General features: G+C 61.3%; 28 protein-coding genes. 1 reads left to right on the forward strand and 27 read right to left on the reverse strand.

The features are described from left to right. Positions 1–50 precede the first annotated feature (50 nt). The 13 genes from TO66_RS19675 to TO66_RS19735 all read right to left on the reverse strand — a co-directional run bounded on the left by TO66_RS19675 (position 51) and on the right by TO66_RS19735 (position 10,027). A complete protein-coding gene (locus TO66_RS19675) occupies positions 51–1,214 on the reverse strand; it encodes a phage tail tube protein (RefSeq protein WP_044463836.1) in 1,164 nt (387 codons plus the stop codon). 95 nt (positions 1,215–1,309) lie between these two features. Next, positions 1,310–1,498, reverse strand: coding sequence for a hypothetical protein (locus TO66_RS19680; protein WP_044463837.1), 189 nt, complete (start codon positions 1,496–1,498; stop codon positions 1,310–1,312). A 109-nt stretch (positions 1,499–1,607) separates the two neighbouring features. Continuing rightward, a complete protein-coding gene (locus TO66_RS19685; RefSeq protein ID WP_044463838.1) occupies positions 1,608–2,003 on the reverse strand; it encodes a phage tail terminator-like protein in 396 nt (131 codons plus the stop codon). Further along, positions 2,000–2,380, reverse strand: a complete 381-nt coding sequence (locus TO66_RS19690) for a phage protein (RefSeq protein WP_044463839.1) — start codon at positions 2,378–2,380, stop codon at positions 2,000–2,002. Before TO66_RS19690 ends, TO66_RS19685 begins: the two co-directional genes overlap by 4 nt. After that, positions 2,380–2,766: a hypothetical protein gene (locus tag TO66_RS19695; protein WP_044463840.1), complete on the reverse strand. Its 387-nt coding sequence runs from the start codon at positions 2,764–2,766 to the stop codon at positions 2,380–2,382. The genes TO66_RS19690 and TO66_RS19695 overlap by 1 nt, the downstream gene beginning before the upstream one ends. A gap of 1 nt (position 2,767) precedes the next feature. Beyond that, the gene (locus tag TO66_RS19700) at positions 2,768–3,139 is read right to left on the reverse strand and encodes a hypothetical protein (RefSeq protein ID WP_044463841.1); all 372 of its coding nucleotides are present in this window, start codon (positions 3,137–3,139) and stop codon (positions 2,768–2,770) included. Beyond that, a complete protein-coding gene (locus TO66_RS19705; RefSeq protein ID WP_052506143.1) occupies positions 3,139–3,465 on the reverse strand; it encodes a hypothetical protein in 327 nt (108 codons plus the stop codon). Before TO66_RS19705 ends, TO66_RS19700 begins: the two co-directional genes overlap by 1 nt. A 44-nt stretch (positions 3,466–3,509) precedes the next feature. Continuing rightward, positions 3,510–4,673 (reverse strand): coat protein, encoded by a 1,164-nt coding sequence (locus tag TO66_RS19710; RefSeq protein WP_044463842.1) that lies wholly within the window; start codon positions 4,671–4,673, stop codon positions 3,510–3,512. A gap of 98 nt (positions 4,674–4,771) precedes the next feature. Continuing rightward, complete coding sequence (locus tag TO66_RS19715) at positions 4,772–5,536, reverse strand: DUF6651 domain-containing protein (protein WP_044463843.1); 765 nt, start codon at positions 5,534–5,536, stop codon at positions 4,772–4,774. Positions 5,537–5,683: 147 nt separating this feature from the next. After that, positions 5,684–6,760: a hypothetical protein gene (locus tag TO66_RS19720; RefSeq protein ID WP_044463844.1), complete on the reverse strand. Its 1,077-nt coding sequence runs from the start codon at positions 6,758–6,760 to the stop codon at positions 5,684–5,686. Next, entirely contained in the window at positions 6,760–8,139 is a 1,380-nt protein-coding gene (locus tag TO66_RS19725) for a DUF4055 domain-containing protein (protein ID WP_044463845.1), read from the reverse strand. The genes TO66_RS19720 and TO66_RS19725 overlap by 1 nt, the downstream gene beginning before the upstream one ends. Positions 8,140–8,142: 3 nt before the next feature. Then, positions 8,143–9,390, reverse strand: coding sequence for a terminase large subunit domain-containing protein (locus tag TO66_RS19730; RefSeq protein ID WP_044463846.1), 1,248 nt, complete (start codon positions 9,388–9,390; stop codon positions 8,143–8,145). After that, on the reverse strand, positions 9,371–10,027 hold the full coding sequence (locus TO66_RS19735; protein ID WP_082061122.1) for a terminase small subunit: 657 nt from the start codon (positions 10,025–10,027) through the stop codon (positions 9,371–9,373). The genes TO66_RS19730 and TO66_RS19735 overlap by 20 nt, the downstream gene beginning before the upstream one ends. A gap of 56 nt (positions 10,028–10,083) precedes the next feature. Here TO66_RS19735 and TO66_RS19740 point away from each other — a divergent pair, with 56 nt between their 5' ends. Then, entirely contained in the window at positions 10,084–10,386 is a 303-nt protein-coding gene (locus TO66_RS19740) for a hypothetical protein (protein WP_156162092.1), read from the forward strand. Positions 10,387–10,406: 20 nt separating this feature from the next. Here TO66_RS19740 and TO66_RS19745 read toward each other — a convergent pair whose 3' ends face one another. The 14 genes from TO66_RS19745 to TO66_RS19810 form a co-directional block, all read right to left on the reverse strand. Then, on the reverse strand, positions 10,407–10,658 hold the full coding sequence (locus TO66_RS19745) for a hypothetical protein (RefSeq protein WP_044463848.1): 252 nt from the start codon (positions 10,656–10,658) through the stop codon (positions 10,407–10,409). Then, complete coding sequence (locus TO66_RS19750; protein ID WP_044466102.1) at positions 10,655–10,837, reverse strand: hypothetical protein; 183 nt, start codon at positions 10,835–10,837, stop codon at positions 10,655–10,657. The genes TO66_RS19745 and TO66_RS19750 overlap by 4 nt, the downstream gene beginning before the upstream one ends. A gap of 159 nt (positions 10,838–10,996) precedes the next feature. Beyond that, positions 10,997–11,293 (reverse strand): hypothetical protein, encoded by a 297-nt coding sequence (locus TO66_RS19755; protein ID WP_044463849.1) that lies wholly within the window; start codon positions 11,291–11,293, stop codon positions 10,997–10,999. A gap of 4 nt (positions 11,294–11,297) precedes the next feature. After that, entirely contained in the window at positions 11,298–11,630 is a 333-nt protein-coding gene (locus TO66_RS19760) for a phage holin, lambda family (RefSeq protein WP_044463850.1), read from the reverse strand. A 40-nt stretch (positions 11,631–11,670) separates the two neighbouring features. Continuing rightward, positions 11,671–12,198: a DUF1983 domain-containing protein gene (locus tag TO66_RS32070; RefSeq protein WP_052506144.1), complete on the reverse strand. Its 528-nt coding sequence runs from the start codon at positions 12,196–12,198 to the stop codon at positions 11,671–11,673. Between the two features lie 252 nt (positions 12,199–12,450). Next, positions 12,451–12,690: a hypothetical protein gene (locus tag TO66_RS19770; RefSeq protein ID WP_156162093.1), complete on the reverse strand. Its 240-nt coding sequence runs from the start codon at positions 12,688–12,690 to the stop codon at positions 12,451–12,453. A gap of 169 nt (positions 12,691–12,859) precedes the next feature. After that, a complete protein-coding gene (locus TO66_RS19775; RefSeq protein WP_044463852.1) occupies positions 12,860–13,546 on the reverse strand; it encodes a hypothetical protein in 687 nt (228 codons plus the stop codon). Continuing rightward, positions 13,543–14,142: a recombination protein NinG gene (locus tag TO66_RS19780; RefSeq protein ID WP_044466104.1), complete on the reverse strand. Its 600-nt coding sequence runs from the start codon at positions 14,140–14,142 to the stop codon at positions 13,543–13,545. The genes TO66_RS19775 and TO66_RS19780 overlap by 4 nt, the downstream gene beginning before the upstream one ends. Beyond that, on the reverse strand, positions 14,142–14,729 hold the full coding sequence (locus TO66_RS19785; protein ID WP_044463853.1) for a DUF1367 family protein: 588 nt from the start codon (positions 14,727–14,729) through the stop codon (positions 14,142–14,144). Before TO66_RS19785 ends, TO66_RS19780 begins: the two co-directional genes overlap by 1 nt. Beyond that, positions 14,722–15,447 (reverse strand): hypothetical protein, encoded by a 726-nt coding sequence (locus TO66_RS19790; RefSeq protein ID WP_044463854.1) that lies wholly within the window; start codon positions 15,445–15,447, stop codon positions 14,722–14,724. Before TO66_RS19790 ends, TO66_RS19785 begins: the two co-directional genes overlap by 8 nt. Beyond that, on the reverse strand, positions 15,444–15,950 hold the full coding sequence (locus TO66_RS19795; protein WP_044463855.1) for a hypothetical protein: 507 nt from the start codon (positions 15,948–15,950) through the stop codon (positions 15,444–15,446). The genes TO66_RS19790 and TO66_RS19795 overlap by 4 nt, the downstream gene beginning before the upstream one ends. Beyond that, positions 15,947–16,747, reverse strand: coding sequence for a hypothetical protein (locus TO66_RS19800; RefSeq protein ID WP_044463856.1), 801 nt, complete (start codon positions 16,745–16,747; stop codon positions 15,947–15,949). The genes TO66_RS19795 and TO66_RS19800 overlap by 4 nt, the downstream gene beginning before the upstream one ends. Continuing rightward, complete coding sequence (locus TO66_RS19805) at positions 16,734–17,642, reverse strand: helix-turn-helix domain-containing protein (RefSeq protein WP_044463857.1); 909 nt, start codon at positions 17,640–17,642, stop codon at positions 16,734–16,736. The genes TO66_RS19800 and TO66_RS19805 overlap by 14 nt, the downstream gene beginning before the upstream one ends. Then, positions 17,639–18,445, reverse strand: coding sequence for a Rha family transcriptional regulator (locus tag TO66_RS19810; protein ID WP_177330411.1), 807 nt, complete (start codon positions 18,443–18,445; stop codon positions 17,639–17,641). Before TO66_RS19810 ends, TO66_RS19805 begins: the two co-directional genes overlap by 4 nt. Positions 18,446–18,535: the final 90 nt, after the last annotated feature.

The following is an 18,535-nucleotide window of genomic DNA, read 5'->3' on the forward strand; positions in this document are numbered from 1 at the left end:
GGCTACCCCGGGCGGCGTTACTGCCGGGGCGGCCAAAATTTGATTCAGGATTACGCGGTGACAGTGATGGTCGCAGTGCCGGCCTTGGTGCCATCTGCCACGCTGGTGGCGGTGATAACCGAGGTGCCGGCCGATACGCCAGTGACCAGGCCAGACGAGTTGACTGTGGCCACGCCTGGTGTGCCGCTGGACCAGGTCACTGCCTGGCTTGCACCGGCCGGGGCAACGGTGGCCGCCATCTGGCGGGTTGCTGCTACCGCGATCGAGGCGGTTGCCGGGGTCACGGTCACGCCCGTAACGACAATCGGCGCAGCTTCCCGGGTGATGGTCGGGCTGACCTTGGCCACGGTGTAATTCAGCGTCACCTCGATCAGGTCGCGCTTGCCGCCGTTCGGCAGTTCGCCGTCCACTTCCACCGCGGGGAAGTTGAAGATGTACTTGTTGCCCAGACTGTCGGTGATCGGGAACACTACGCCGATCGGTGCGCGGGTGAAGGTGTTCTTCCAGATCTCCCACGCCCGCTTCGACCAGGCCAGGGTGATGCTGCCAGTGATAGCTGCCTCAGTGGCGATATGTGCACCCGGGCCAAGCTTGTCAGAGCCGAGGCAGCGCTGAGTTTGCAGACTGTTGTCGAGGTTGACGGTCATGGCCGATACACAGGCCACGCCTTCCAGCGACTCGCCATTCACCAGGATCGTGCCGACGTTGTTGTTCGATAGGAACGGCGTGGTGGTCGGGGCGTTCGGCGAGACAACGATTGGGGTCTCGCTGTCGGTGTAGTCCAGGCACGCCATGTTAAAGGTGGCGGTGATTTTGCCGTCGGACGGGATGTCGAGTGCGAACGTCGAGGCGTGCGCACCCTTGAACACGCCGTAGACGCCGACATCGTCGTAGCCCTTGGCGATGCTGAAGGTGTGGCGGGTATCGCCTACGCTCAGCACGTTGCCGGTCCAGCTGCCGTAGAAAGCGGCCTCCAGCAGCTGATCAAACGAGCCGAACGAGAACTCCGCCGTCAGGTCGCCGCCGATATCGATGCTGGTGGCCACCGATCCTTGGCTGAGCCGGGTGTCGGTGATCTCGTCGCTGACCTGTTTGTTGACGGTTGGGGTCAGCGCGTTGCCGGTAAGGCGCAGCGTGTCCCAGGTGCCGGCCGGGGTCACGCCGGGCGTCACCTCGGCGATGATGTGACTTACAACTTTTGCGCCCGAACTCATCGGAGCCTCCTTAGATCAATTGATCCGGGGAGGCGTGATGAGCAGAGAGGCCTTTCGGCGGGTCTGATCAGCGTGCCCGGTGAATTTGGGTAAATTTATGCTGGGTCGAATGTGCGGATAATTGTCGGAACTGGGTCGCCGAGCATCCATATGGCTTGCTCGCCATCCTCAAGCTCTGGCTCTTCCCGTGGGAGGATGTAGCCGAGCCCAGATTGATCACTAGTCTGCTCGTGCTCGATGTAATGCTTGCGCTCTACCAGCTTTCCATCAATTCTGACCTGCATCGCCCTTCTCCTTTGCTGCAAGCCAGCGCTCCCATGCGGCAAGCGCTCCTTTCGCAGCACGGATAAGGCTGCGGTGAAGTTCTTTCGTTACTTCGCTCATGTCCTTCTCTCAACCGGCGCGAAACCGGATGTTGACGTTGATCTGGTAGAAGCCCTCGAACTCGCCGGCGACCACTTGGCTGGCTTCCATGCACTCAAGGTCGCCGGACTGCCAGTAGGCAAAGTGCGCCTCGAGCGCGTCGGCCAGCTCGTTGATGGCCTTGGTGCCGGCGCGCACCCGGGCGAAGCACTGGATGCTGATCTGCCCGGGCTTGCGTGTGTGGGGTCGGTCGGCCATGCCGGCCATATATGCGGTGGCGTACTGGATATTTGGCCGGCACCAGAGGCCGGTCGCCGGCGGCGTGAAAACTTCCGGCTGGTTCGGGTAGTCGATCCGATCCTGCTCGATGCCGGTGAAGGCCACCATGCGCGCGGTGATTAGCGCCCTGATTTGCTCGAAGGTCATTTGTAGGCCTCGGATACGCTGATGAAGGCAAGCTCGTAGACCCCGCCAGGCGCTTGATCAGACCAACCGTTTTCGAGCCGCTCGGCATATGGCAGATTGTTCTGGATGTAAACCACTGTGAATGGCTCAAGGCCGCTCATGACAGACAGCCCGCGCTGGATTGTTGCCCCACCGCCTGGGTCTACTTCGGCGGAAGCCGTATAGACCGGCGAGCCGATGCTCAAGATGTTGTTGCCACGGAAGCGACCAGTATCGACTGGCGATCGAAGCACTATTTTGTTGAGCATGGCCATGGCGATTACTCGAACTCGCTGCGCCATGTCCTGCTCGATCTGGTCAGCGAACAGCGTCGGCGATGTACTCCACCCTTTTGCCATCAGGCTTTTCTCAACTGGATTCGGTACGTAGCCGAGGCCGCATCGGCGCGCACCGACTTGACCAGGTAGACCACCTGCTTGGCGCGGTCCATCAGGTCAGGCGCAGTGATCTTGTGCCCAACACCCGGGGTATCCGTGACCTCGTTGGCCAGCGCGGTTAGGCGCAGATCACCGACGAGGATGTTGATGTTGTCGATCCGGCTATCTTCGTAGCGCGATAGCACGCCACGACCAGTATAGGTCGCTGGCTGGGCCGTCGTGGTTTCGTTGACCGGGTCCCATACGCCAGGCCCAAGGTACTCGCCGATGAAGGCCAGCACCGCATCAGCCAGGTCCGTATTGAAAGCCTCGGCCAGGTCCGCCTGCAGTTCCTCGCGAAGTCCCATATCAGCCCCTCACGACTTTGGTCTGGCCGCTGCTGTTCAGGTAATGCGCCAACAGTGCCAGGGCGAACGACTCGCCAGCGCTGATGGTGCGGGATGATTCGGAGTAGGTTTTGCTGCTGGACACGCCGTCGGCGTCCACTGACTTGCTCAGCACGCCGGTCTCCTTGGCGCCATAGAGCTTGCCGGCCGCAGCCTCTCGGGCAATCTCGGCGCCGGCCTGGATGACGTCGTCCGGGACCGGATCGAAGTCAGGCAGGTTCAAGTTGGTGAGCCAGGTGTTGGCCATCAGCACCGCCCGGGCTTTCTGGTCGTCGGGCGCCCAGGCCGGCCCAAGCAGGGCGTCTACCTGCTCGACGGTGATGTAGATGGTCATTACACGGCCTCGTCCAGCAGCTTCTGGAGGTCTTCCAGCGTGACGGCGGCGGTGAAGTCGACGCCCTTCTCGGTCAGCTTGGTCTTGAGATCTTCAGCCTTATTAGTGTCGTCCAGCAGCTTTTGCAGGGCAGGTTTCTTGGCGCCTGCTTCGAACGTAACCCCCTTGGCGTTCAACGCTGCACGGATCTCGTCGATGCTCAGGGCCTTACCGGACTTGCCGGCCTCGTCCAGCAGCTCATGGAAGTCCGGATTGAAGTCTTCTTCGTTGATGTGCACGAAGTCGCCCTGCCCTTCGCCCCACGGCTTTACCTTGATCAGTTTCATGCGGTTCTCCAGTGGAAGATTGGGGCCCGCAGGCCCCTGCAGGGTCAGCCCAGCAGCAGGCCGATATGTTCGGATTTCACGGCCGCGCAACCCCAGGCCATGGCGATCTCGAACTGCATTTGGCGGTACTGGGCGTACATGGACACTTCGAAGCTAAGGCCGGTCAGTGGGTCGGTCACGATCATGCGATCGATGGCCGAGTCGCCCTGAGGCGGCAGCGCCGGGGCGCGGGTGGCCAGGGCGATTGCCGAGCGGGCAAAGAACATGTTGCGCGCGCTGGTAGCCGACAGGGTGACGGCAGTGGCGGCAGCTGGGATCGCCTTCATCAGGCCTGGCGCGGCGATGGTGATCGCGCCGCCGTTGGACACGTCAGTGTCACCGGCAACGACCACGTACTTGTTGGCGTCGCCCGCGAAGCTGATCACGTCGCCAGCCAGGATGGTGCCGGTACCAGCCGAGGCCAGGGTAATGACGGTTGCGCCGACAGCGTAGCCAGCGGCGTTGGTGGTCGACGCGGCGCCGGTACCAGAAACCACGGTCTTGATCTGGGCAGACTGGCGCAGAGCCAGGTTCTGCAGGCGGTCGGTGATGCCGTTGCGCAGCATGTCTTCGCGGCCGGCTTCGTTGACCTTGAACAGGACCGACTGCTTGCCGCGCAGATTGGCCATCGCGCCGGTGCCCAGCACCAGCTGGAAGTCCAGGCCTTGGGCGCCGTTCTCTTCCAGAATGCGCAGAGCGCCGGCGGAGTCGCTCAGGTCGGCAGCGGTGCCGAACGGGGCAGTACCAGCGGTACCGTAGGCGCGGGACGCTTTGGTATGCAAGCCGGCCAGGTCCGATTCGATCTCGTTGACCAGGGTGCGCATGCCTTGCTGGATCTGCTGCGACAGGATGACGTTGTACGATGCGCCGTTGTTATCCAGGCCGCGCTTTTCTTCGCCGTTCCAGCGGATCGGCACGCGGCGGGCCTTGGTGATGGTCATCGGGACATTACCGATATCCTGGTCGCCGTCGTTCGGCGGGGTAACCGCCGGAGTGATGTCGGTGGCGGTGGCAGCCGGAGCCACCGGAGACATGACGGTCTGACCGACAGCAGCGCGCTCGTAGGTCATATCGGAGGTGACGGCAGGGATGAAGCCGACCAGTTCGCGGGAGACCACGTCCAGGGCGTTATACAGGGTTGGGATCAGGCCGGTGAGGGTGTTGGCCATGGTGATACTCCTAAGGGATCGATGTTTGAGTTTTCAGACTTCCGGGCCATCCGACCCAAGCACCGATCCCCATCCGGGGACCGGCATGTTGTCTGGCGTCATTCGGTGACGACGCCACCTTCACGCGCGAACGCGGCTTGCCCTGCTGGGTCGAGGGCGTTCCAGTTCGTGCGCGACATGGATTTCTTGCCGTTCGGCACATTGCCCTGCTGGGCTCCGCTGCCATTGGCGCCGGATGCCTTCAGGATGTGGGCCTTGTGCGGGTAGGCATCCACCAGCAGTTCGATTGCTTCGTCTGCGGTGGCGAGTTCGCCCGGGCGGGCGCGGGAAAACAGCTTTTGACCGTTACTGTCGTAGCCGACGACCTTGCCGTCTTCGACCTTGAGGCTGTTGCCGAACAGCGCGCGGGCGATCTCAACGCCGGCCGGGCCTTCAGCGGCGAACTTCTCGGCGATGAACTTGGACGAGGAGAACGCGCCACCGATCAGGTGGTTGTTCAGCTGCCCTTTCAGGCTTTCGTTTTCCTTCACGACCGGCGCGTACTTTTCCTCGAACGCCTTCACCGCCTCATTCTTGACCCGCTCTACCTCGCCGGCATCGACCAGCTTCTTGTCGTCCAGGTTCTTCACGGTGGCCAGCGCCTTGATGGCGGCGGCGGGATCGGTGATGCCTTCGAACCCCTTCAGGGTGCTTTCAGCGGCTTCAGCACGCTCACGGTGAGATTTGGCTTCAGCGTTTAGACGGGAAATGGTGTTGACGGTACCAGCGGCATCGAATGCCACCTCCTTGCCGTCGTCATGCACATACACCGGCTTGCCGTCTTGAACAACAACATGGCCTTGGTCGTCGAGCTTCAGTTTCATGCGGTTCTCCGGGCATCCGCCCATCTGCGCGGCATCCGCCGCTGTGCGCCCTACCCATCCGGGCTTCAGGCATGAAAAAGCCCCGCACTGGGCGAGGCTATGAAAATGTGCGCCACGAAATGGCGACTCAGTGTTTTGTGGCGCGGGCTACAACAGCCGCTCCCGCAGCTCATCTAGCGTCAGGAACTTGCCCTTGTCGTTGTAGAAGTCCTGCAGCTTCAGCTTGTCTTGGCGCAGCAGCTTCCCCCGCTCCGGCCCAAGGATCTCGTCCTGGCGTGCGGCAGGTTGGCGGGCAAGCCATTGCGCATAGGTGGTCTGCTGCGGTACCTGGCCGTCCATGCTTGCCCGCGTCGCCGCATCACTGATCCCCAGCGCCAAAGCGCTCTTGAGGATCGGCAGCTTGGTCGAGCGGCAGCAGAAGTGAATACGACCCGGCCCGGCCAGCCACGGCACCTTGTGCCCAATGGGCTGGTATGTGCCCAGCGTGTAAGGCAGCCGGTCACGGATTCGGCAAGTCGTCGAGGTCCGATTGTCCAGCGTACTCAGCCACTCGACATGGCTGATGATGTCGCTGTTGGCCTCGAACGCCTTGTCGCTGGCCGCCTCTGCCGTGCTGGACACGGCAGACCGGACAACCGCCTCCACCTCGCGGCGAGACTTCTGCAGGATGCCGTCGGCGTACTTCTCCGCCTTGGTGCCCATGATCTGCCGGACGATCTCCGGTGTCGTACGGCCTTCAAGCACTCCAGACCGCACGGCATCGCGGATCGACGCAGCGCGGTCAGCCTCAATGCCCGCCATCCACTCGCTGAGCAGTCGCCCCTGGAATGGCCTTGCCAGCGCAATGGCGCGTACCTGACTGAACTCAGCCACGGCAATCGGAAACTTCTCATGCACAAGCTTCGGCACAATCGAGCGCAGCACGCTGGCCTGGTAGGCGATCTCATAGCTGGCCACACCCTCGACCGACGCAGTGAGCGCCTGCTGAAGGCTAACGAAGGTTGCCTGGTTGATGCGCAGTACAGGCGCCAGCGCCGCATCGATCTGCGCAACGGACGCGTCCGCGCTCAGGCTGTCGATGGCCGCTATCAGCGCAGCCCGCAAATCCGGGTCAGAACTGTTCAGGATCCTGATGATCGCCACGACCTGGCTGTTGCTCAGACTGGACAGGTCAACTTCATGACCGATCAGCTCGTCCAGCAGCTTCTCGTTGGCCGTCTTCATCAGATAGCTCCGAGGGCTGGGCCTTGAGACCCGATCCTTCCAAGCTCTTCAGGCCATTTGTACTCGTCGCTGATAACGCCACGACGCTGCATCTCGGTGAAGAGGGTTTCGTGCGAGAGCATGCCGGCGTTGGCCATAGATACCAGGGTAGGCAGCGAGACCTCAGGCATGTAGTCAACATCGAAGTTGCCGCGCATCTCGACCGTGCCACCGTCGCCCAGGCTGCGGTAATCGGCCATGTATTGGAGCAACTGCGCCAGGCAGTCGCCGAACTGGTGCGCCATGCGCTCCAGCGGTGACAGCTCCTGCGCCGCGTCCTCCTCCGCCTGCGTGGCGGTCTTGGTCGCTACTTTCTCGGGCGTGAGCAGCTTGGCCCCGGCCATCCGCATCTCGTCGATGAGATCCTTCAGGGCGGTGCGTCCAGCCTCAACGGCTTTGCCAGTGTGCTCGACGTACTTCATGTCGCCGTTCATGGGCAGGTCAGTCAGCGCGCCGACACCCACCTTGAATTCAGTGGGCAGGGGCTTGCCTTGGTTGTCGTACTGCTGCTGCACGCCGATCCGAGCCAGGATGGGCACACGGATTACATGCAGGATGTTGTCCTGATCGCTCTGGCTCTGCCAGTGCTTGACGTTCAGGTGTGCCAGCTCCATCAGTGGCGGCTTGGCCGTCATGAAGCCGGTTCGGCCGGTGTAGAAGGTAACCCAAGGGATGACAGGAAGGCTCGTGGGGCCTTCGTCATGCACCTCCCACTCACCAGCCTTTTCACCCTTGCGGTAGATGCGCCAGGAACCCGGCTCAAGGACGCGGATCTGCTCGACGCACTTGGCGCCAAACTCGCCATCCTCCTCCTCTACCACTTCCTTGTAGCGAATCATGGTCAGGACACCGCCCTTGGACCGCCATCCAAGCACCTGCTCAGGCTTCACCAGGACGGCGTAAGGGCGAACCCCTGCGGCCTGCTCATCAGCCTGGGTGCGAACCCCTTCGACCTGCGCGTGGTCAATGAAGGCGTGGCACAGGCCGTGGCTGAGCCCCTCACTGAAGAAGGCGACCGACCATGAGTTGAGGTCGTTACCGGCGTTGTCGATGTTCTTGGCCATCTCAGCGATCTGCGGCGGAACGTCATCGCCCAGTTGCAGAGGCTCGGCAAACACACGGGAGGTCATGTTCCCGACCGTCTCGGAGTACGCCGGCAGAAGCGTGGACAGCGCCAGGCGCTCCTTGTACACGCAGTCTTCCTCTGCCGGATACTTTGGCAGCAGGCAGGTGCCAGCCTCGCGCATGGCCAGCGTGCCGAGCATTAAAGGGGTAATCCGCTCCCAGTACACGCGCATGGCGTTGACCGCTGGCAGCGTGGCGTCGGGGCTGTTGGACATTGGTCACATTCTCAAAGGTTGGGTCGTTGTCATTGGCCGTTCGATTGGGAACAGGTAGGCCAGCGGGTAACCGCCAGCGTCGTTCAGGTGATCGACCCCGCTCGATTTATCCGGCATGCCGTTCTTGTCGTACGCCTGCTGTTCCAGGCCGTCGGCCAGGTGCGGGCAGCGATTGGTGTTGATCTTCAGCCTCCTCTCACCTGCCCCATTCAGGATCAGCGCATTAACGGCGTTGACGCGATCAGCGATAGCCGGGTTCGTCGCATTCACGCGGATCACGAAGCCCGCCTGGCGAAGGATGCTCAGGTCTGACTCGCTCGCGTTCTTGCTGCTGGAGTTGGCGCCGGATGCGTCCGGAAAAATCTGGATGGGGTGACCTTTGTCGGCGTACTGCCGTTTGATCAGGTCCGCCATGTATGGGGTGTCGCGACCGTCGGTTATCTCGGCCACCGCAACCGGCCACCCGCCCCGCAGCACGTAGACCACAGCACTCATCTTGAGCCGGTTGAAGTCCATGCCGATCAGCAGCGGCTCGCGCTCCCGCTCTACCGTATCGCTGTGGTTTAGTACACGGTCAAAGTCGGGGTAGACGCTACCGCTGTTCAGGTTGGTGAACTTCCCCTCGATGTACGCTGTGATCAGCGCCGCTGGATAGCTGTCACGAAGGCTCTGCACATAGTCATCAGGAAGGAACGGGTTGGTGTACGTCGCCGCCTGGACCATCGCGTAGCCGGGCTTAGGCGAACGACCCCAGGTGTCGTAGACGAACTGGAACCCCTCAGGCGTGGTGTACGCCGAGACGCGGTTGAATGGCTGCTCAACGCCGGCTGGCCGCTGCCGGTTCCGCGCGATGATCTTGCGCCATGCCAGTGCAGCCTGGGCCTTCTTCAGCGTGTCGATCTCGTCGACATGCGCCCGGTACGATTCGTACCCGATGATGCGCGCCGGGTTCTCGAGCGTCCTCAGGATGAAGTCACCGCAGTTCGGCGCGCTGGTGTAGATAATGTTCTCTTGCTTGTTGTACTTGTACCGAATGCCCAGCTCGCTCAGCTTTTCCTCCATGCGCGGCGCCAGGATCAGCCGGACCAGGTCATAGGTCGGCTCGTACAGGGCGACCAAGGCATCCGACGATGACAGGGCATCACGAAGCGCACAGTTGGCCAGCGTCTCAGTCTTCCCAGTACCAAACCCACCGACGAACGCCGGGTATTTATCCTGCAGCTGGAAGAACTCAGCCTGGGGCTCGGTCATCTGAATTCGGAGCGTTCGACCTGCCACCTACCACCTCAATCTCTATCTTGGTCACCGGAGGCGCCGGCTCATGCCCGGCCTTCAACGCTGCGAGCTCAACCCGGCGTTTCTCGATCTCGATCCGCTTCAGCTCTGCATCAAGGTCGGCGTGGCCAGCAGGCACGAACATCCCCAGGTGCCGGCCGATATCGACCAGCGCACCTTTCTTGTCGTGCAGCTTCACCTTTAGGCCATCGCGCCCCTGGGACACCTCAGCAATCGCCGCAGCAGTGGCATCGTCGATCTCGGTCGAGTCGATCAGCGCCAGGCCGTGGTACGCCACCATGTCCTCGGCGCACTCCTCCTCACCGTCGACCATTCGGACCATCGTCTCGCCCCAGCGGACCACCTTGCGGATGTCGCTGAAGCCGATCTTGGCCAGCTCACGGAGCACCATGTCTTGAGTGATGCCGGTTCGATTCGACCGGGACTTCATGCTCTCGGACAAGGCCGCCGAAACACTAACATTTGCTAACAGGCGAGAGCCCTGCTCGTTGGCCGTCTTCTTGCTGTAGCCCGCACGGATAGCGGCCTGTGTAGCATTCAAGTCGATCAGGTATTCGTCGACGAAGCGCTGCTGTTTTGCTGTCAGCGCCATAGGGATTCCTTGAGACTTTGGTGCCTCGCTCGGGCAGCGCTTGAAATGGTGGCTGGATGCCGGTATTGGTGTGGGCTGAACCTTTCGGAGAAGCACCGATGCTAAAACTCACAGATGGCGAGAAACACTACCTGCTCGAAATGCGGGCCATATCCACTGACTCACAAGGGCGGGACATCTTTGTCGGCCTGACATCCGAAGAATCTGAGCGCTATCACCTCCTGAGCAACCATCTTCACCAAGGGACCTTTGAGGAGAAAGATGAATATCTGGCGCTCAACGAGAAACACGAGAAAGCCCGTCATCAAGTGTTAGCGGCGGAGCACATCAAGCGCACTGAGTCGCCATCCCTGCACTGACTCGAATCGGGCGACGATCTTCAGTTGTCGTCCGACAGCAGCACATCAATCAGCTTCTGCTCACCCAGCCGCATTGCGCCCAAGCACTGCAGGTCGTCGCATTTGGGGCCCAAGCCGAAGACTGTGACCTCGCCTTTCGGCCCCATCAGGGTCAACGCGCCAACAGTGCATTCCGGGTGCACGCCGGCATCAAGATCATCTGCAATCTTGCGCAGCGTCTTGGCGGCGTCGCGCCAACCCTCCCGCTTGAACTCAACGAGCTTTGCGGTCATGCCTTCACCATGTTGTGGGTTTGTGCGTGGGCGTGCCCATGCAGCTCGGCGACGATCAGGCCCTGGGGCAGACCGGAAGCTTTGGCAGCATCGATGGCCTTGGCGATCGCGCCATCCAGATCTGTCAGTGCCTTGTTGATTTCCTTGCCCGCCGACAGCGCGTGATGAAGGCGGGTGATGCTGGCCGGCTCAGGACGGTTCGCAACACAACGCTCGCACAGCCCGCACGCAGTACCCAGCGCCGAATCGCCCTTGCATACCGGCTTCGTGTAACCACTGCTCATGCTCTTCTCCAATGTCGCGACACAATTAACTGGTTCGCGAAACGTGTCGCGACCCTATGCTGCAAGCCGAAGCTGTTTGTTGAACATCTCACGGATCTCACCAAGCCTTGCCGTCACCAGCGGCTCGCCCTTCAGATGAATCAGGTGGGCCAACTGGTGGACGATCCCCTCATCCGACAGAACAACGCTCGTTGGCAACTCCTTGAACCAGCATACGAACACTGCGAAGTGCAGAGCCGCTGGCAGCTCTCTCAGGAAGCGCTTGTCGGTCATACCGGCGAACCGGGCGTGTTCCTCGCGTATGTCCTGGTAACTCGCGGAGTAGTGGTTTCCGCCGATGATGTAGTCCATGGGCCTACTCTGCCTTTCGACTCGGCAGCTTGAAGTCAGCGAACCGATCAGCCAGTTCAGCGATCTTCTTCACACCGAGGAAGCCGATGAACACGCCAGCCGGAGTCGCGAAGCTCTGCGGCAACCCGAAATACTCGAGCAGCGGTATCAGCCCGATGGTGATCAGGGTGCAGAGACAGGCCTCGAGCAGAGCCTGGCGCCGAGTCCCGCCGCCATAGATGATGCGTAGCGCACCCACTACGAACGACAGCGCCCCGGCATAGATCGTCGGCGCGTGCTGGCTCAGCCACGCAAGGACGAGCAGCCAGGTATCTGGTTTATCGGGCATGTTCGACATCTCGATGTCCTCCCGACGAGGGAGTTATGGGTTGGGGTTATCAGCCGCGGTACAGAATTCCGCCCTGCCGGAGTTCGGCACGGATAACATCGCGGACCTGGTCGGCGATTGCTGGGCCCTTGCCGATCTCGTTCAACAGGTCCTTGCCGAGCGATGTTTCGCTGATCGTGCTGGCCATGGCGTCGAGCATTGAGGTCACGCTGCCAGCCTTCATTGCATCACCAAGCTGAGGGGCATTTCCGGAAGAGCCATTGATTGCCCAGCGATCAGCACTCACCAGGAATGGCGACTCAAGGCCAGCGCCAATGCCGGCGACATACTTCTTCCCGTCCGGGCCCGCCTCCACCCTCACCGACCAGTCAGGCCCGAGCTTCTCGTTGGCGATCGAAGCCCGCTCGATCTCAGCCAGCCTGTCTTCATATTTCTTCAGGCTGGCCTCGTTGAATTTCACCAATTCTGCTGTCTGCACAACACAAGCCAAAGCTTCGCCATGCATCTTCTTAACTTCGGCCAGCTTGGCCTCCTGCGAGGTGATCGACTCGACCACCTGACGGTATTCGCTCTTCATGCTGTGCTCCAGAAATGAAAAAGCCCCAGCGAATGCTGAGGCCCTGAATAGGTGCGCGGTCTTTCCCGCCGTCTGCCGTAGCCATCGCCGCGCCGACACCTTATTGCATCGGTCTCGCCGCTCAGGCTTCGCGCCACCCTGCAGCAGTTGGTGAGGACAAGGCGCGCGGGCTGCCGGTGTTGATTCCGTACGTCGCACTATCCGGCTATCGACGTCCAGGCCTTCCCGAGGGTTGCCCTGGCTACAGGTAAATCAGAAAGCTGGCGAGATATCGAAGTAGTAATCCTTCCCTTCCTCGAAATGCTCGGTACGGTCAGCCACCACGTTGACGGTGTATTCACCATACGGGGTGTACTTGCCGTATATCGCATCCTCCTCCGCCGGGTTGGCTGACCAGACTGCACCGAAGTTCAGACGGATCAACGATTCTGAGGAGCCCTGAACAGGGCCTTTGGAGCGGAGAGTCATCTTGCAGCGCGTAATGTGGGTCATCGGTAGAACCTCGAACGTCGATTGAGCAGGAGGGTCTTTCCGGTCTTTCGCCTGCATTTGGGCAATAAAAAACCCGGCGCGGCGGCCGGGTTTTGTTTGATTTATAAGTAAGTTGCCGAAGGCAAAACTCTAACAGTGGCGAAATAGTGCCAGAACACTCCTCAAATCGTCAAGCGGCTATTTCCTCTTCGTTATCTTCGCGCTCACGCAGGCGCTCAACGACTGCCGCAACAGGCTTCAGCGCCTGCTTGTCGAGCTTATCAATGTGAGTACACAGGGCATTCCAGATGTCGCACCAGTCCCTCGCCCAGTTCTGAGGATTCATCTTCTCGCCCGTGCGATCCTCGACGAACATGCACACGGCACCCGGCCCCATGCCTTCGGCGCCAGCCACCAGCATTTTGTGCGACTGCAAGGCGGCCATGGCCATCCAGTAGGCGCGCTGCTTCTTGCGGTCGGTCAGCGCCTCCAGTCCGCTTCCGAGCCAAACCAGGCCGTGAGCGATACTCAAGTCATTGCCGGTGGCGATCGGCGAGTACATGAAGTTGCCAAAGTGGCGAATCGATTTTGGCAGCGAGTCGATGGCTTGCAGCACTAAGCCAGCAACCAGCATATGGGCGCAGCGCGATTCAGTGAGACGACGCCCCGACCTGGTTTCGGTGACGCCTTCAGTCCGAATGTCGTACACCTTGGCGACCTCTACCCCGTCATGGTTTTCCAGCATCACCATGACTTTCACGTCCCCTCCCCCTGACTTCTTGCCAAGGGCTGCTTGTTCGGCCGCTACTGCCAGAGCAGAACTGCGGTTTTCATGAAGTGCGTCGTGCCAAGCTTGGCGTGCTCCGATGATTTTCATGCTACTGCTCTCCCCTTCAGCTCTTTGATTTTCGCCCGGCAGTCAGCCTTGATCTCTTGCAGCTCCGGGATGGTGTAACGTTTTGGCTGGCAGGGCCCAAAAAGGGCCTCTACCGCTTCGATGCCGATACGGCGCTCAAGCTCTGGCCGGTATCCGTGGATGTTTCCGCTCAGGTGGTTGTTGCAGACCGAGCAGGCCTTGTGCACGTTCAGCGGGTTGAAACGATGCTCAGGCGACGACCCAACACTCAGGAAGTGCGAGGCATGCCACTGACCATTCCAGGCTGCCGGCTTGTCGCAGCTCACGCAGCCAAGGTGCGCATCGCGCAGTCGAATCCACTGATTGAAAAGAGCCTGGGCCTCGCGCAGATGGCCGGACCTGGACTTGACCCGCTCCCTGGCCGCGCGGGTCTCTCGGCGCTCGACCTGGGCCAGCGACTTGCGGGCCTTCTCCCGGTTACTCGGGGCGATGGCCAACGCACAGGCAGGACTGCAAACAGCTTGGCCCAGGCGCTGCGGTGTGAACTTCTCGCCGCAGGTGGGGTTCTTGCACTTCTTCGGCTTGGGCGGCTTGGTGGCCTTGATGGCTTTGCGCATCATGCGAAGCTCCCGATCATGTCCGCCGCGGCCAGGGCCTGCTCCTCGCTTTCGAAGTGCGCAGACAGCACCAGACGCCAGCAGGCGTTGAACACGTCGCGGTACAGCGGCTCGAACTGGGTATCGTCCATGTTCGCCCAGCTGATGGACTTGGCCTCCTTGCGCACACCGTCGGGAGTGCGCACCAGATGGAAATGGCCGGCCTCGATCGTCACCCACTCGCGGAAGGCTTCGCGGGACTTATCGACCGCCGGGAAACGCTCGGCGCGCGCCTGCTCAAGTCCGGCGATGTAGGCGTCAACGGCGTTCGATAGCTGCCCAGGCTTGCCGCTCTGCGCCTCGAAGAATTTGGCCAGGCCCTGGATGCCGCGCATCTCCTGGCGCGGTATCAGACCGCCGACAGGCTCCCAGTAATCCCAAGCCAGATCCAGCATGGCGAAGAACTTGCCGTGGAACCGGGCATTGCGCATCTTGGTGAACTTGCCGTGGATGACCTGGCCAGCCTTCCAGTGCTGGATGACTTCTCGGTCGGCTTCGGTGGCCGGCACCAGGCCTTGGGCGGTTCGAATAAGGGCGAGCTCAGCCATGGGATGCCTCCTTGGTCATGAACTCGTCAACGACAGCATCCGCAATGCCGCTGAACAAGGGCATCCTCCCCTCGTTCCAGATCGCAAGCGGTGAACTGGTCCCAATCGGGTTACGAACGAAGCGATACCGCTCTGCATCCTTGCGCAGTGCCTTGACCTCCTCCTGAAGCTGACCGGCGCCGCGCTGCACACCTTCCAACTGGGAGCGCAGAGCGCCGTTCTCCGCACTGACGTGAGCGAACTGGGCGGCGATATGCTCCTCCAGCGACACCTGATCGCGCTGCCAGTCGGCCTCATCGTGGAAATAACCGAAGCGCTCGCAGAGGCTGCGGTGGAAGCTTTTGAAGTCCACCTGGAGCTGGTCGATGCGCTTGCGGAGGACATCAGCACGATGCATGCCCAGCTCAGACCAATGGCCTGTTTTCTGAACCCATTCGGTCTTTTCGATCCACTCGAAAAATGCATGCTCGACACTTTTGAGGCGCTCGTTCTCGCTAGTCAGGGCAAAGACTGCGGCGGGACTGGCTGCCTCGATAAACGCACGGAATGCCTCAGGGCACTGCACGCTATCCCGGTATGCGCTAATCGCATCGCCATCAGCTCCGTGGCGGCCATTGACCTCAGTAGTCAGGCGCAGGGTGGAATTGCTGTCCCACCACTTCCAGTCAGCGCCACCGGCGGCTTCGGCCAGTTGTTGCAGTTTGGTGTAGTCGCTCATTGCGCGATCCCTTTCAGCAGAGCCTGCAGCTGCTTCAGCTTGCCCAGGGCTTCGGCATTCCCCTCCTGCTCGGCCGCAACAGAAAGCGCAACCTCTTCGATGCGGGCCGACATGGCCTTCATGCGCTGGCCGAACTCGTCGGCGAGCAACAACATCTCACCGGAGAGCGCCGCGAGAGAGTCGAGCGCTCCGGTTTCGGTTTTCTTGATGGACACGACGGTTTGGGTGGCGCTCTTCGACATGGTCTGTTCTTTCCTTGATTTTTGGGTGGCAGCAGCGCGCTGGAAGTGGCCATTGACCGGTTCGTAGATCAGGCCTTGTTCTTTCAGGTCGCCGAGGCAGGCGCGAACTGCCGGGAACTGGGCGCTGCTGGTTTTCGAGGCCTGCAGGGCGCGATGGATGTCGAGTGCGGCCCAGTGCTGCTGGATCGGAACGACTTGGAAAACCTTGCGCGCCAGGGCCGTTTGGCCGGCGAGCATTTGTTGTTGCCTGGCTGCGTTCACTGAGCCGCCCTCCTCGCGTCCAATTGTTCGGCCTGCTGAATCAGCAGGGCCCGGCGATCGGCCAGGTCGTTGGCCGCCTGAATTCGCATTTCTGCCTTCTCCTCGGCGCTCGCTTTCTGCATGGCAAGCATTGAGCCCCTCACTTCGGCGAGCTTGGCGCGGAGCTTTGGTGATGGCCGTGCGACCTCGCCGGTGAGCAGCGCCACCACGGCCCGGCCGTCCTCGGTAATCGGCGTCACGCTCAGGTCGGCCAGGTACTTCTGGCCGCGCTCCTGCGGGATGCGCTGCATCTGCACTGCGCGGGTTACGGCCTGGATACGGCGGCTTGCGTCGAATCCGACGGACACGTGCCAGTTAACGGGCTTTGCGTCTTCCCGGGCCTGGCCCACGAACCGCTCGTAAGCGCTGATGAACGCCATACGGGCGCCGACCTTATCGCCAGCATCGAGGACGGGCTTTGCCGCGGCCAGGGCCAGCTGAATCTCATCGGTCAGCACCACGGTCTCGAACTCGTCGTTGGTGGTCATGGCGATTGCCCATGCTTCGTCCTTGCCCGGGCGGCCGTCGGCGGCCTGAACGCGCTGAAGAATGGCGGCCAGGGTCAGCTTGCCGGTCAGCTCACGGCGGCACGCCTTCAGCGCGCCGGCCACTGCCTCCGCGGGATAGTCGGCCAGGTCGTCAGCCATCATTTCAGCGGCTTCCGACGTGATGGCCTGACCCAGCACTTCCGCGGTGGCGGCGATCGCCAGGGTCAGGCGGGCGATTTGGTCGGGCGCCATGCGCTCAGAGGAACTCATTGGGCTGTCCCCCTGCGCGCTGCATGATCCGTTGTGCCGCTTCCATGCCGGCGTTCAGGTTCGCTTGCTTGCGCTCGATCTGCTGGGCAGTGGTCGAGTTCATACGGCGATTGGTGGCCCACTGGGTGTGGTAGCCCTCAGCCTTGGCCAGCAGGTCGCTGATGCTGTGGCATCCGTTGATCAGTCGCGAGTCGTCGATGGTCAGGTAGTACGCGGCGACGTGGTGAGCAACGTCGATGCCGAGGCGATCAATGAGCTTGCCGATCTGGCCGCCGACCGTTCCGTTCCACACCGGCCAGGTCCCGTAGCGCTTGCGGTAGGCCATTGCGTAGTTCGCCCAGGTCTTGAAGGTTTTGCAGGCCTGGTCTTTTGGGCCTGGCATGTCAGCTGGGATCTCGCACCGCGGCTGCTGGGGAGTGAATGGCACCACCTGCCCCGTCACGACCTTGGCGGAAGCCCGGGGCGTAATTGGTTCAATGACTGGTTCACTGACCGATTCAGAAGAGTGACTGGTTCTGGGTGCAGCTCCTGCACTACCCCATTGTGCAGCAGATTCACTAGGGGGTGCATCTGCTGCATTACCCTGGTGAATCTCCTGCACTGCCCCTGGTGCAGGAGATTCACCACCATCAAGAGTCAGAAAGTACACGTTCGACGAGTTGCCTTTTGGCCCGCCCTTCCGGATCTCCTTGCGCAACAGTCCGGCCTCACACAAGGCGGTGACGTGGTTCATGACAGAGCGCTTACTGATCTCGCACTGGTCGGCAATGTGCTGGTAGGACGGCCAGCATTCGCCTACGTCGCTGGCGTTGTCGGCCAGCTTGATCAGCACCAGCTTGCGCAATGGATTGCCGACGCGAAGCTTCATCGCGGCGACCATAAGGCCCATGCTCACGCAGCACCTCGCAGGGCCTTGTCGTGGGTATACAGTCCGTCCCAGGTCTTCTTCATGGGCAGTTCGCCAGCCAGGTACAGGTCGTACAGGCGAACGGCACCTTTCTTGAGCAGGACCGGTGTGAAGGAGATAAAGGCCTCGCGGCCGTGCGGAGTGACCTCGTGCTGGTGCTCGGTCATGTACTTGTCGCGGGCATACGACGCCACGCGCAGGCGCAGGCCTGATTTGCTCTCGTTGTAGAGCCAGTTGCGACCCTCGAGGAATTTGCCCACCTGCATGACATTGACCCCATTGAGGCCCTTGCAGAATTGGGTGTGGGTCATCCCTTCCTTGAACAGGCTCTCCAGGGAGTGGATCTTGGTGGCCTGCTGCTCGACCTGGGCAGCCAGCAGCAAGCGGGCCTTTTCAGACTCCATGGCGATCTGCAGGATCTCGATGGTGGTGAGCTGCTGAGGCTTGGCTGCCTGGGCTTCCAGCTCCTGCCAGCGATCAACAAGCGCCGCGGTGAACTCCGGGCTGAGCTGGGCAACCACGACGAAGCTGTCACGCTTGCAGACGTGATAGACAGATTCGGCCCGCGGCCGGCCGAGAGAGTCGCGAAATTGTTCATCCCCCATTGGGGGTTGGACGATTACGCCGCGCTCTACCAGGCGCTCGATGGACTGTTTCACCTTGTCATGGCGCGAATCGACCAGGTCGGCGATCTCGCGAGAAGACATGGTGGTGCGCGACACGTTTTCAGAATTCACAAAACGTGTCGCGACATTGAAGGGGGTATTGATCGTTTCGGTTTGATGGTGCATGATTTGCTCCACATGTTTTATCGCTGTTGAAAGAGCCGACCTCGTCCGTCGGCTTTTTTTGTGCCTGGAATTCGGCAGAGGCCCTCTGGA

This window comes from Pseudomonas sp. MRSN 12121, assembly GCF_000931465.1.
Classification (GTDB): Bacteria; Pseudomonadota; Gammaproteobacteria; order Pseudomonadales; family Pseudomonadaceae; genus Aquipseudomonas.

Excerpts from the sequence above, each read along its gene's own strand:
- TO66_RS19675 (WP_044463836.1), bottom strand. The coding sequence starts at position 1,214 with ATGAGTTCGGGCGCAAAAGTTGTAAGTCACATCATCGCCGAGGTGACG.
- TO66_RS19680 (WP_044463837.1), bottom strand. The coding sequence starts at position 1,498 with ATGCAGGTCAGAATTGATGGAAAGCTGGTAGAGCGCAAGCATTACATC.
- TO66_RS19685 (WP_044463838.1), bottom strand. The coding sequence starts at position 2,003 with ATGACCTTCGAGCAAATCAGGGCGCTAATCACCGCGCGCATGGTGGCC.
- TO66_RS19690 (WP_044463839.1), bottom strand. The coding sequence starts at position 2,380 with ATGGCAAAAGGGTGGAGTACATCGCCGACGCTGTTCGCTGACCAGATC.
- TO66_RS19695 (WP_044463840.1), bottom strand. The coding sequence starts at position 2,766 with ATGGGACTTCGCGAGGAACTGCAGGCGGACCTGGCCGAGGCTTTCAAT.
- TO66_RS19700 (WP_044463841.1), bottom strand. The coding sequence starts at position 3,139 with ATGACCATCTACATCACCGTCGAGCAGGTAGACGCCCTGCTTGGGCCG.
- TO66_RS19705 (WP_052506143.1), bottom strand. The coding sequence starts at position 3,465 with ATGAAACTGATCAAGGTAAAGCCGTGGGGCGAAGGGCAGGGCGACTTC.
- TO66_RS19710 (WP_044463842.1), bottom strand. The coding sequence starts at position 4,673 with ATGGCCAACACCCTCACCGGCCTGATCCCAACCCTGTATAACGCCCTG.
- TO66_RS19715 (WP_044463843.1), bottom strand. The coding sequence starts at position 5,536 with ATGAAACTGAAGCTCGACGACCAAGGCCATGTTGTTGTTCAAGACGGC.
- TO66_RS19720 (WP_044463844.1), bottom strand. The coding sequence starts at position 6,760 with ATGAAGACGGCCAACGAGAAGCTGCTGGACGAGCTGATCGGTCATGAA.
- TO66_RS19725 (WP_044463845.1), bottom strand. The coding sequence starts at position 8,139 with ATGTCCAACAGCCCCGACGCCACGCTGCCAGCGGTCAACGCCATGCGC.
- TO66_RS19730 (WP_044463846.1), bottom strand. The coding sequence starts at position 9,390 with ATGACCGAGCCCCAGGCTGAGTTCTTCCAGCTGCAGGATAAATACCCG.
- TO66_RS19735 (WP_082061122.1), bottom strand. The coding sequence starts at position 10,027 with ATGGCGCTGACAGCAAAACAGCAGCGCTTCGTCGACGAATACCTGATC.
- TO66_RS19740 (WP_156162092.1), top strand. The coding sequence starts at position 10,084 with ATGCCGGTATTGGTGTGGGCTGAACCTTTCGGAGAAGCACCGATGCTA.
- TO66_RS19745 (WP_044463848.1), bottom strand. The coding sequence starts at position 10,658 with ATGACCGCAAAGCTCGTTGAGTTCAAGCGGGAGGGTTGGCGCGACGCC.
- TO66_RS19755 (WP_044463849.1), bottom strand. The coding sequence starts at position 11,293 with ATGGACTACATCATCGGCGGAAACCACTACTCCGCGAGTTACCAGGAC.
- TO66_RS19760 (WP_044463850.1), bottom strand. The coding sequence starts at position 11,630 with ATGTCGAACATGCCCGATAAACCAGATACCTGGCTGCTCGTCCTTGCG.
- TO66_RS32070 (WP_052506144.1), bottom strand. The coding sequence starts at position 12,198 with ATGAAGAGCGAATACCGTCAGGTGGTCGAGTCGATCACCTCGCAGGAG.
- TO66_RS19770 (WP_156162093.1), bottom strand. The coding sequence starts at position 12,690 with ATGACCCACATTACGCGCTGCAAGATGACTCTCCGCTCCAAAGGCCCT.
- TO66_RS19775 (WP_044463852.1), bottom strand. The coding sequence starts at position 13,546 with ATGAAAATCATCGGAGCACGCCAAGCTTGGCACGACGCACTTCATGAA.
- TO66_RS19780 (WP_044466104.1), bottom strand. The coding sequence starts at position 14,142 with ATGCGCAAAGCCATCAAGGCCACCAAGCCGCCCAAGCCGAAGAAGTGC.
- TO66_RS19785 (WP_044463853.1), bottom strand. The coding sequence starts at position 14,729 with ATGGCTGAGCTCGCCCTTATTCGAACCGCCCAAGGCCTGGTGCCGGCC.
- TO66_RS19790 (WP_044463854.1), bottom strand. The coding sequence starts at position 15,447 with ATGAGCGACTACACCAAACTGCAACAACTGGCCGAAGCCGCCGGTGGC.
- TO66_RS19800 (WP_044463856.1), bottom strand. The coding sequence starts at position 16,747 with ATGAGTTCCTCTGAGCGCATGGCGCCCGACCAAATCGCCCGCCTGACC.
- TO66_RS19810 (WP_177330411.1), bottom strand. The coding sequence starts at position 18,445 with ATGCACCATCAAACCGAAACGATCAATACCCCCTTCAATGTCGCGACA.